Genomic DNA, 11,984 nt, shown 5'->3' with positions numbered 1-11,984 from the left:
AAGTTTCATAATTTCGCATCCACTCTCTGAATGTACGTTTTCCAATATTTAATTCTTCGATTATTTTTATTACTGTATTTTCACCTTTTAAATATGATTCAATTGCTTCGATTTTTTGCTCTGATGATACTTTAGTTTTAGACAGTTTTACATATTTCAACTGTCTCCTAAGAGGGGGATAGTTCAGAATCTATTGTTGTAGTTTCTGTTTTTATTTCATATGTATATTTATTAGTATTGTAAATTGAATTTGCATAGTCTAATAAATATACTGTATCAACAGTTTCATCAACCCTTTCTACATATCTTTCATCATTACCTTCACCAACTTTTTCCTTATAAAAACGTCTTGTTATTATTTGAGCTTCTGAATATTTTAAATCAGGTTTTAATGTTTTGTCTACTATTTCATCAACTTTTTTCTTTAATTGTTCAACACTACTTTTTGAAGATACCTGACTATTACTTACTAAAAATCGCAAATATTTCTCTACGTGTTCAGCTCTTAATAAATGTTGGCTATCTAAAAAATAATAGTCTTTAGATGTGAAATGGCTACTTTTTAATTTCCAAAAAATGCAATTTTTAATACATCTTATGAGCATATTCTATAACATTAGTAAGAGTTTTTCAAACAATATTTTCATAAAGAAAAAAAAGACTATATTAACTATAGTCTTTTCTTTGTTTTATGAAAATATTTTTATCTTCTATATACTTTTAATACCTCTTCTGAAAGACCTTCTGTTATTTCATTCTTTTTCTCATGTTCAGTCTCTTTCCCTAATTCTTCTACACTATCACTAGAATATTCAATGCTCTTTTTATCATCTTCATTTGATAATACCTCTCCTTGAATATCTTCTGTTGTTTCATTCTTTTTCTCATGCTCAGATTCTTTTTCTAATTTTTCTATATTCTCACTAGAAGATTCAATACCTTTTTTATCATCTTCATTTGATGCTTTATTTTGATTATTAGTTTTAGAAGGGGTACCATCAACTATCATCTTAGCCATGTCACTAACTGAATTTTTCACAATATTTTCAAGTGTTTCCTTTATACTAGCATTATTTATCATTGCTTCTGCTTTAAGTAAAGAATGTGTATGAGGATCTATATAAACTAGTTTTGTTTTTTTTACTTCTGAATTATTTTTTAACATTTTTATCTCCTAAAAAATTATTTGTTTAAAGAAGCCAATCTATCATTCTTTAAAACTTGCCATAATGCTGAATTTACAAGATTATACAATCCCTTAGACTCTAAAGTAACTGCATACTTCTCATCAATGTACAATAATTTTATGCCAGCTCTTTCACATAATCTTTTTAATCTTCTTTCTAATACACTTTTCATTAATATACTTCCACCACCATAAACAACAATTATATCAATTTCATTATTTACTCTTTCTATTTCTGTTTTTGCTTTATTATAAATTGCATCTGTTTGTGGCTCTAAGTGAAATTCAAGAATTTCTAAAGCATCTTCATAATATCTGTGCTTTTTATCTCTAATTATTTCACTAAATTTTTGTCTAGAACAATTAGTCATGCCTTTTAACTCTATAAATTCATCCAAAGAATTGTCAATCGCTATTCCTAGACCATTATTAGAACCTCTTATATAATTAGGTTCATATGCAATACCTTTAGTAATTGGATATTCCGTAGTTCCTTCGCCTATTGAAATATGTAACACTCTATGAGTTTTGAAATATTCTTTATTTAATTTTTCTTTATTTACATCATTATATGATTTAAATATACTATCATCCATTTCACTAAGAGCAAATGATGCTGTCACACCTTCTGGTATGGCATGTACAAAATCAAAATTTAATTTAACTTCAATGGATTTTTTAGGTGTAACTACCTTGACAATACTTTTATCATTCATAAATCTGTTTTCAAATAACTCTGCTACTTTATTATTATACTGACCTATTGGCAAAGAACATCCCATTTCTATATTAACATTAATTTCATCATCCAAAATTCCTTCTTTATAGGCTTTTTTTACTGCAAATCCTGCAATATGAGCTAAAGTACTTATAAATACAACATCATTATTTGCTTTATCATTATCTAATCCAATCTCAATACTTTTTATTCTTTCTCCACTTTTAAGAGCATAATTTCCAACAAAAAAAATACCTGGACTTACTTCATCAGAAAGCACTTCAACAATTAAATTATCACTTATATTTTCTATCATATATTTTTCATCAATAGATTCTAAATTTGGTTTTTTTCTTACCTTTGATATTACACTAGGTTGGCATATTTGTTCAATATCACTTCCACTTGAATCTGATATCACTATATCATGTTCACTGTTACCAGTATCATTTCCAACTTTTAAATTTATTGTTTTTACCATTGTCTTTGCTTTAGTATCTAGAACATCAACTTTATCCATCTTTAAATCTCCTTTTAAATAAATATTCTTTATATAGTAATTATATTATAGAAAATCTATGAATTCAATGTAAATTATGTAAATATATAAATTACATAATATTATATATTTACATAATACTATATAATTACATATAATTCTCTAATTTCTTTCATCTTTCATGTGATTTTCTGTTTAAAGTACATGACTGTAAGTCAAATTTCAATATGTAAACTATATATTAACATAAAATTAATTAAAATATATATTAAATTAATTTTATGTTAATTATGTAAGTTATATATTTTATGTTTTTTATGTAAATTATATAACTTATACTTTTTATGTGAATTATATTTTTGTAAATATAAAAATAGAGTATAGATTGAATATTGACATTCAACCTATACTCTGTTTTTATACTCATGGTATAGCAAATCATCTATGCCCTTTAGATTTTTATTTTTTTTATATTTTTCCTTCCAAGACTTATATACAAAAGATATATTATTTTCATTAAATTTTTTACATAATTCAATCATGCTTTTTTTAACATTAATATTGTCATATAAATCCATGTCAAAACAAATTATAGCTAAGGGATTGCCCAAACTTTTAATCATCCTTACAACTTCACTATGTCCTATGGACACACCTGGAATTGCTATAACAGACTTATTACTAAAGAAATTAGTTATATCAGCTTTAAGTGGACCTTCTGTAATGATTATTGAGTTGTCATTATTACTTCCTTTTACATAATGGATTGCTGCAATAGCTTTTGTTCCATCTTGATATTTATATGATGAGAAATATTTATATCTTGATTTTAGATTTTTATTTGATATAAGTTCTTCATCATCCATTCTTATTTGTAGGGATATAATTCTTTCATCAAGATTTCCAATTGGAATTAAAAATCCTTTTTTAGATACAAAATTCCATTTGCCAAATTTATCATTATAAAAACCTGGAACACCTTTTAAATCAAATCCTAAATTGATTAAGTTCTTGCAAATTCTTATTCTTTCTTTATATTTAATATCTATTGTTCTATACAAGTTCTTTTTTATAATAAAGTCATTTAACCCTCTATTTTTTAGATTGTTAAAATGTTTATCCTCTAGTATAAGTGAATCTAAAAATACTCTATATATAGAATCTAGATAATTTACATCTTTAATATCACAAGAATTACCTTTTTTTTGTACTTTTTCAATTATTTTTTTGCTGACATTTAGTCTCTCTCTTGAAATATCATTAATTAATTCTATATATGCTTCCTTAGTAGTTATACCCTTTGATTTAGCATATAAAGAAACTAAACTGCCATAACTCCCACATTTATAACATTTATAAAAATTTCTAAATTCCTTATTTTCTATAGTCAAGTACATATGTCCACTTCTATCATCACAAAATGGACAATGTGCCAATACTCTAGAGCTATCAATTGTTTTAATTAATTCAATATCACATTTTAATGCAACATTAATAATATTTAATTTTTCTTCATTATCAAAATAATCCATATTAAATTAATCCTCCAATCTGAAGAAGGGATATTATAAATATCCCTTTTAATATTTTATTTAGCAACAGGAAGTATAATAGCTTTATTGCTATCATCCTCTATTAATATCGGAAATGTACTGTTATCACTGTATTTTACAGTAATATATTCAGAGTTCATATTTTCAAGAGCATCTGAAAGATAATTTAATGATAGATTAACCTCTAAGCATTCATCAACTCCTACTATCTCAATCTCATCAGTTATATAAATTGAAGTTTCATTTGAATCCATTTCTATACCTAAACTACTTTTTCCAATAGATAATTTAATTGAATTTTTATCACCTATTTTACATCTTTTTATTGATTTAGTAAAAGCTTCTCGCTTTATTTTAAATTGAAAACTAAATTTCATACTTGCCAACATACGTTCAATATCAATATAGTTTTCTGCTAAAGTATCAATACCTATGACAATACCATTTTCAAATGCAAATATAATTTTATTATCACATACACCTAGTACTGCACAATCATCATCTTTACTTATTACATCACTCAGAACTTTTTTATCTAATAGAAATGAGCCTTTCTCTATTTTCTCATTACATACATAATTAATTTCATCAATAGCTATTCTATAAGAGTCTGTAGCTATTATTCTTATTTTCTCTATATCTGGATTTACTTCAAAATAAACACATTCTAGTGCTGGCCTAGTATCTTTAGATGCCGCTGCATATCTAACATTTTTTACTTTATTTAAGTTTTTTACAGTTAAACAATAATTGATTTCTGGTTCATCAATGTCTATGATACTTTGCTTTGTCTCAGCTATACTCACTTTAAATTCTCCAGATTTTATATTAATTTTATTTTTCTTGGTTTTTTCAATAGTTACATCTTTAGGGCATTTTTGCAAAATATCTAGGGCTTGTTTATCAAAAATATAAAATTCTCCCTCTATAGGATTTTCAATTTCTTTAATCTCTGCTTCAAAATATATATTTTTTTTCCCTACACTCTTTACTATTGCTTTATAATCTTCAATTTGTAGTTGAACATATTCTCCAAATTTACTAGCTTGTACAAGTATTTGCTTTATATCTTCTCTTTTTATTATCATTTTTTATCTCCTTTGATTTTATTTAATTCATTAGAACATTTATAGCACAAGGTTCTACCATATTTTGAATTTGTTATTTTTTCTGTTTTTTCATCAACATGTACATTACATGCTGAACAGAACTCGCTATTTTTAGTATCATTTACATTATTTTTTATATAATCACCTGAATCTTTATTAGGCGAATTATTCCATCTACCAATAGTTCCATAATCAGAATTATTTTCAATTAACCTTTTGCTAAATGCCTTTCTATTTTCAAGAAAAACGGGGAACATACTATTTTCCCATAAAGGTATATATTTATTTACCATTTCAATCATTTCATTAATTTCTTCAGTCTGTAAAACAAAGTAGTTTTGTTTTAATTCAGAATAAGTTTCTTTAATTATGCCTTTGTAACTGTTCTTAGGGTCTTTTAACTTTCCTTTTCCAATAGATATACTAATTGTCCAATAATATTTACCTTCTTTCTGATTGTCTTTGTTACAAGATACACTAAAATTTCTTATTTCTTTATATCCATCTTCAAAACTTGTATATTTATTTATCTTAGTCTTTTTATATTTAGGTTTAGTATTTGTATTTACACAATTCTTCCCAAAACCTTCTGGACCATCTTTTAATAAATCGCTGAATTCTTTCCATTCATCAATATTAAAACAGAACTTTAGTTTTGTATTACTATTGTTTTTTGAATCATTTATTATCATTGTTATTCTAGATACCTTTGAATGTAATATAGCTTTTAAAATACCTATTTCATTATAAAAATCATTTACACTTAAATCATCTTCTACAGCAAATACCTTTGTATCACGACCAGATTTAAATATTTGTTTTATGTTGCTTGACATAACATATGTCCCCCTTTTTTTAACTGATTAAAACAGTTTATTTTTTATTTACTAAAAATTAGCTTAAATTTTTCTTATCTTTAATATGGGTCAAAACTTTTATTTTTTTGAAAATTTCCAAAAAATAAAAACATCACTAGCAACCAATTAGTTTTAGTGATGTTTTTACTTAAATAATACGTTTATTGAAAATAATACTAAAGTAATACTTTAGTATTGCTCTTAATAAATATCATTAATTTACTTTTAAAGACTTATAGCTACATGATTCTCATTAATACTATAGCTCCTAATATCTTTACTTTCCAAAAATTCTTTTAAAACAATATTTATTATTTTCTTGTCTTCATCAGTTATATAAAAAATAGGACTATTTTGTATATAAGGTAATATTACTTTATTTATGTTGTTTTTATTTATATTGTTCAAAATTGAAAAAAGCTCTATTCTTATATTACTAAACTTCATAATACCTCACTCCTCTAGTTAGTTATTTCTTTTATTAAAATACTTGGTTCTCTATTTTTTATCTTTTTCCCATATTCTTCAGAGCTTTTAGGAATATACAATATTACTTTTTCTTTAGCTCTAGTTAATGCTACATAAAAAAGCCTTCTTACTGATTCCAAACTTTCATTTTTTCTAGGAAAATTTTCTTCATATAAATTTGGAATTATCACTACATCAAATTCTAATCCCTTTGAAGAATGGATAGTTAATAAGTTTACATTATTACTGTTTTCTTTTAAACACTCTTGTCCTCCCTTTGTATTTTCATAACAAAGATATTCAATAAATCCAATATTTTTTTGTTTAATAACAGTACTATTTGAGATCCATTTTTTTATTTTATTTTTTAAAACAATATCTTCTATTTTGAATAACTTCTTAGCTAATTCGTATGCTCTTATTGCTGTGGATGTTTTTATACAATTATTTAGTTTTTCAAAGTTTAAAATTTCTTCTGATTTATTATCAAATTTAATACTTTCAAATATGCTTGTACTTTCCTTCAATGCTCTTATTTTTTGTTCTTCTGAAGGTTTCAATATGCTTTCAGCTAACAAATCATTTTGTAGATTTGATGCTAAAGTTAAGATATTAAGAAGCCTACTATTACTATTTTCTTTAATCGAGCTATTAAATTCTATACCATAATTGATAAAGACCTTGGATAATTTTTTTATTTCCATATTAGTTCTACATAATATTGCTATGTTTTTATCATCAATACCATAAACATGCTTACAAATTTGAGAAGTTATCTTTATATTTTGTATTTCTTGATTATCAGTAGTAACAATCTCAATATCTTCGCCATTTTTAAACCCTACCATTTCTTTTTTTATTTGATTTAAATTAAGTGATATTATTTTATTTGCTGAATTTATTATTTGATTTGTATTTCTATAATTTTTTACTAATCTTATAACCTCTGCACCATATTTTTTTTCAAAATTTAATATATATTCTACCTTTGAATTATTCCATTCATAAATTGCTTGTGAATCATCTCCAACAACATATAAATTATTTGGTGATATTTTATCTATGATTTCTATTTGTATATCATTTGAATCTTGATATTCATCTAGAAGAATATACTTCATTTCATCTCTAACTTCTGATGCAATATTTTCATCATTTAGAAGTTCAGAGCATAATGGAAGTATTAAATCTATATCAAGTAATTTATATCTTTTAAGGGTAAATAAATATTCTTTTAATGCTAATGATATACTTCTATTTTTATTTTGAATATCATAATTTTTTATTGCATTAATCAAAATATCACTTTTATTTATTTGAAATCTCTTAGTTATATTTTGGATTAAATTCTTTTTTTCAATCTCTGAAATCATAGTATATCCTTTAAAGTTATCATATTTTTTTAAGATATAAATTGAAAACATATGAAATGTATTTACAAATACCTTTTCTCCATTTTCTGATTCATTCATAATTCTTTTTTTCATTTCATTAGAAGCATATCTTGTAAATGTTATACAAAATATATTTCTATAGCTAATTCTTTTTTTCATTAAATAAGAAACTCTTTTACTGATAGTTTTTGTTTTGCCAGACCCTGCACCTGCTATTACAAGTACATGAGTGCTATTTGTTTTTATAGCTTTAAGTTGTTCCTCATTAACACCTAATAAGTTCATATAAAACCTCCATTTAATTTTACTGATATACAGCTATTTTTATTTTCAATAAATATGGGGCAAATAAATATTTTATTTGAAAAAATAATTAAATATTTTCAAATAAAATGCGAAATTGCCCCATATTAAGTATTATTAAATTTTAGATAAATTGGAGGAATAGAAATGAATTTAAGAAAAATAAAAGACAAGAAACTAGTATTAATTATATTTTTATCATCCTTTGTTGTTCTTATATTATTAGTTTTTTATTTTATGATTTTCAATAACCCTAAAAAAGCTGAGTATAATATATCTGAGAATATAAAAAACTCAACAAAGAGAAATGAAAATTATGGTGAAGAAAACAAAGAACTAGATGAACCCCAAAATAAAAATGAATTAGATGAAATTTTTTACACTAGGTTCCCAAGGATTGAAATTCCTGAAATAGTTAATGATAAAACTCAAAACCATATATACATATATAGTTTATCTTTATCTTCTAACTTTTATATAGCATATAAAAATTTTAAGGATATACAGAGTACAAAAGAATCAATTGATAGTTATAGAATTTTACTTGACACTTGTATTGCATCTTGTAAGTCCAATTTAGATGCTTTAAATGATATAAGAAAACTTGTTGTAGGTGATAATAAAGAACTAGTTAATCAGCTAATCAAAGATTATGAGAGTTATATAAGTTATTTGCAATCTCAAAGAAATTATATTGATAACAATATAATAAAAGGTAAAAATTCGAATCTAGATTTTCTTGGAAAGTTTTATGAGTTTGAAGAATTCAAAGATATAGTATCAAAGGTCCAAAGAGATCTGCCTTCACCAAATAATGATACTGCCAAAGCATTTCAAGAATATGAAGAATATAATCTATCAAAAAATATATAAGATATTACAAAAGTATTGTTTTTGTAATATTTTATTAAAACATAGATATATACACTTTATAATAATATAGTGAAAAATAGTTATTGAACATAAAAAATCTGATAAATTAGAAATTGATAAACAAAAAAATATATAAGATATTACGAAAGTATTATTTTTGTAATATCTTATTAAAGTGTAGATGCATACTAACGTTTATAATAATATAGGGTTTAATAGTCCTGAACATAAAAGAATTTGATAAGTTTAAGAATTTATAACCAATCAAAAATATCTTTAGGATTATAATATCTTAAAAAATTAATTTAAATTAAAATAAATCCCTCTTATAAAAATAAAAGGGATTTATTTTAATGCATTTATATACTCTGGTAAAGATCCTATTATACTATTTAACAAACATCTTTGTTTTTCTGTATTTTCATAAAAAGATACATCAAAATAGTCCTTCCCCATGACATAATCTTTTATTATAAATTGATTCATTTTTATTTCATTAAATGCTAGTTCCAAGTACATCATATTAGTTTTAAGAGTTTTTTTACTATCAATATGAACTTCATATTTTAGATTATCAATAAAAAATCTATACGTTTTATTTTGTAAATCTTCTCCACATCTAATTAAATAATTTCTTCTACCTTCAAGAAAATATGCTAAATTTATAGATTGCTCTAATTTTAATTTCTTTAATTCATTTTCATACATCAGGTCAGTTGAAACTCTATCAAATTCTGGAGGAACTGCCCTTATTACCTTTACAATCTCTCTATTACTTTCAGTTGTTATAATATCTACTGATGTGAAGAAATTAAAAGTTCCTTTTCTTTTTCATTATTTTTAAATGTCAAAAGTATTTTAGCCATACACTCACTTCCTTTTTATATAAATATTATAAAATTTATTAATATTTTACATAATAATTCAATAGTTTTATGGAAAGTTTTATTTTGCACAAAAAAGAGTGTTTCACTTATTTCTAAACACTCTTTTCATAGATAATTATTTCTTTTTCAAATTTATAGTTTCCTCATTTCCATTCCAAGATATAATCACTTTATAGTCAGACCCATCTCCTTGGTATTTCCCTTTTTTTGACCTTTTATTATTTTTTCTTGGCCAACCTCTATATCTTCATTCACAGTTCTAATTACTTCTTTGCCAGCTAAAAACTTATATGAGTATTCAAATTTTTGCTTAAGCCCTTCCTTTTCATCTTTGTACTTTATTTCTAATGACGATTCTTTTTCAGAAGTCGAAAGTTCAAATTTTCCAATTTTCTAAATATTTTTACTTTTTTCTATTCTATTGCAATAGAATATATGATATAATTTAAAAAAGTAGGATTCAATAGCAGTTCTGACTGGTAATATTTAACCAGGCAAATTAATAAGAAAGGGTGATTTTATGAAAAAATTTTCTAAATTATTTATTTATCTATCTTTAATGTTTTCTCTAATACTATTGATAACAGGCAAAAGTTATGCAAGTGACTCAAGCAACGAAATAATACATAAAGTTAAAGTTACAATTACAAACGATCAAACAGGAGAAATCACTACTTTAAATCCAATTGCATATAATAATAAATCAACAAATACAGGATGTGAAGTTTTTATTCCAATAGGAGAATTGATTACTCCTTTTGAATCTACAGGTGGAACACACACATCAGGAGGAGTAACCGCTAAGTTGAATGTTGATTATGATGTTAATTCTACCAATGAAAAAGTCAGATTAAATAGAGTTTATGGTAGTTGGACTCCAAACTCTAGTTTATATACTTTATCAAATAGGTCAGTTAATGCACATTCTGGTGTTATTACTGGTAAAAAATTAACTAAGAGCCCAACATCAAATACTTTCTCATATACTACTGGATGGGGATACAACGATAGAGCTTGGGGCAATAATGCACCAAGAGCTTGGAGCAGTGCTAAAATTCATGTTCAGGGGATGACTGCAACACATACGATTAATGTCGAGTTCACATACTCTTAAAATTTTGAAAGTAGTTGGTGATTATGAATAAAGAAAATATATTAAATAATATATTTCTTATTATTTATCCTTTTCTAGTATTAATAGCTATGTTTTTTAACTCATCATTATATGAACAAATAATAAGATTTAATATTAATAAACTTCAATTCCTAATTTTTATATTAGTTTATTTTTTAATATTTGCATTATTTATATATAAATTTTTCATAAAAAAAGAAAGTTTTCATATAATATCTTTGATTATAGGCATAATTTGTATAATAATAATGCAAATTCCACAAGTCTTATTAAAGATTTCACACAATTTATTCAATATTGTTTATAATCAACTTCAATTAGAGATATTTATGTTTGGAACAATTTTAACTCTATATATAATAATGATTATTATGTATTATAAAAAAAATAATAAAAAAACAAGAGATTAATACCTCTTGTTTTTTTATTATTTTAAAGTTTATCTAAAAATTTTTTATATTTACTATTTAACAATTCCATAAAAGAGATTTTTGACAATCCAATTTTAACAATTCAATATAAGATTGTATCATTTTGAAGATTTTGTGATATAATAAAAGCAAGAAGAACTACAATCTATTTTGCGTTAGAGTGGAGTTCATCATAAACATAGTTTATTTTTTGAATTTAAACATAAATTTAAATTCAACCTGTAAGTCACTCTTTGTTGAACTATACCCACTGTTTTATACAGTTAAAACATGCAAAAGTAGTTATAAAGTACTAGTGTCAATCATTAGTACTTTTTTTATTATATTCATATAATTAATATCTATATTTTAAAGTTTACTATCTAAAAAAGAGCACGTCAAATAAAACCCTAGATATTTAAATTTTTTTAGAGCTACTTAAAATAAATTATGCTATCTCTGTATTTAAATATTTCCTAAATTCAAGTGGAGACATAGAATTTAATCTCTTTTGATATCTAAAATTATTATAGTAATATATATAATCCTCTATTGCTTTGACTAATTGTTCGTATGTATCAAATTTCCTTAA

At 24.0% G+C, this 11,984-nt stretch carries 13 protein-coding genes; 2 read left to right on the top strand and 11 right to left on the bottom strand.

Annotated elements, in window-relative coordinates:
• The 9 genes from IR152_RS19070 to IR152_RS19030 form a co-directional block, all read right to left on the bottom strand.
• A partial coding sequence (locus tag IR152_RS19070; RefSeq protein ID WP_227453416.1) for a transposase occupies positions 1-160 on the bottom strand: 160 nt, incomplete at its 3' end.
• A 7-nt stretch (positions 161-167) separates the two neighbouring features.
• Positions 168-482 carry a hypothetical protein gene (locus tag IR152_RS19065; protein ID WP_227453414.1) on the bottom strand — a complete coding sequence of 105 codons (315 nt, stop codon included), beginning with the start codon at positions 480-482 and terminating at the stop codon, positions 168-170.
• A gap of 221 nt (positions 483-703) precedes the next feature.
• The gene (locus IR152_RS19060) at positions 704-1,165 is read right to left on the bottom strand and encodes a hypothetical protein (protein ID WP_227453413.1); all 462 of its coding nucleotides are present in this window, start codon (positions 1,163-1,165) and stop codon (positions 704-706) included.
• Positions 1,166-1,182: 17 nt separating this feature from the next.
• Positions 1,183-2,424, bottom strand: coding sequence for a ParM/StbA family protein (locus IR152_RS19055; protein WP_227453412.1), 1,242 nt, complete (start codon positions 2,422-2,424; stop codon positions 1,183-1,185).
• Positions 2,425-2,807: 383 nt separating this feature from the next.
• Positions 2,808-3,935: a DUF3854 domain-containing protein gene (locus IR152_RS19050; protein WP_227453411.1), complete on the bottom strand. Its 1,128-nt coding sequence runs from the start codon at positions 3,933-3,935 to the stop codon at positions 2,808-2,810.
• 56 nt (positions 3,936-3,991) lie between these two features.
• A complete protein-coding gene (locus IR152_RS19045; RefSeq protein WP_227453410.1) occupies positions 3,992-5,044 on the bottom strand; it encodes a hypothetical protein in 1,053 nt (350 codons plus the stop codon).
• Complete coding sequence (locus IR152_RS19040; RefSeq protein WP_227453409.1) at positions 5,041-5,901, bottom strand: hypothetical protein; 861 nt, start codon at positions 5,899-5,901, stop codon at positions 5,041-5,043. The genes IR152_RS19045 and IR152_RS19040 overlap by 4 nt, the downstream gene beginning before the upstream one ends.
• Positions 5,902-6,147: 246 nt before the next feature.
• Positions 6,148-6,369: a hypothetical protein gene (locus IR152_RS19035; protein ID WP_021383377.1), complete on the bottom strand. Its 222-nt coding sequence runs from the start codon at positions 6,367-6,369 to the stop codon at positions 6,148-6,150.
• 14 nt (positions 6,370-6,383) lie between these two features.
• The gene (locus IR152_RS19030; protein WP_227453408.1) at positions 6,384-8,069 is read right to left on the bottom strand and encodes an ATP-dependent helicase; all 1,686 of its coding nucleotides are present in this window, start codon (positions 8,067-8,069) and stop codon (positions 6,384-6,386) included.
• 165 nt (positions 8,070-8,234) lie between these two features.
• Between IR152_RS19030 and IR152_RS19025 the strand changes: the two genes are divergently transcribed.
• The gene (locus tag IR152_RS19025) at positions 8,235-8,960 is read left to right on the top strand and encodes a hypothetical protein (protein ID WP_227453407.1); all 726 of its coding nucleotides are present in this window, start codon (positions 8,235-8,237) and stop codon (positions 8,958-8,960) included.
• A 345-nt stretch (positions 8,961-9,305) separates the two neighbouring features.
• On the opposite strand, the gene IR152_RS19020 is transcribed toward IR152_RS19025, so the two are convergent.
• On the bottom strand, positions 9,306-9,668 hold the full coding sequence (locus IR152_RS19020) for a hypothetical protein (RefSeq protein ID WP_227453406.1): 363 nt from the start codon (positions 9,666-9,668) through the stop codon (positions 9,306-9,308).
• A 699-nt stretch (positions 9,669-10,367) separates the two neighbouring features.
• On the opposite strand from IR152_RS19020, the gene IR152_RS19015 reads away from it, so the two are divergent.
• Positions 10,368-10,961, top strand: a complete 594-nt coding sequence (locus tag IR152_RS19015) for a hypothetical protein (RefSeq protein WP_227453405.1) — start codon at positions 10,368-10,370, stop codon at positions 10,959-10,961.
• Positions 10,962-11,840: 879 nt separating this feature from the next.
• Here IR152_RS19015 and IR152_RS20550 read toward each other — a convergent pair.
• On the bottom strand, positions 11,841-11,984 hold a 144-nt coding region (locus tag IR152_RS20550), incomplete at its 5' end, for an IS3 family transposase (protein WP_413927522.1).

This window comes from Clostridioides sp. ES-S-0108-01 (genome assembly GCF_020662285.1).
GTDB lineage: Bacteria > Bacillota > Clostridia > Peptostreptococcales > Peptostreptococcaceae > Clostridioides.
Note: the sequence above shows the minus strand (reverse complement) of the source record. Positions and strands in the feature narration are given on the sequence as shown.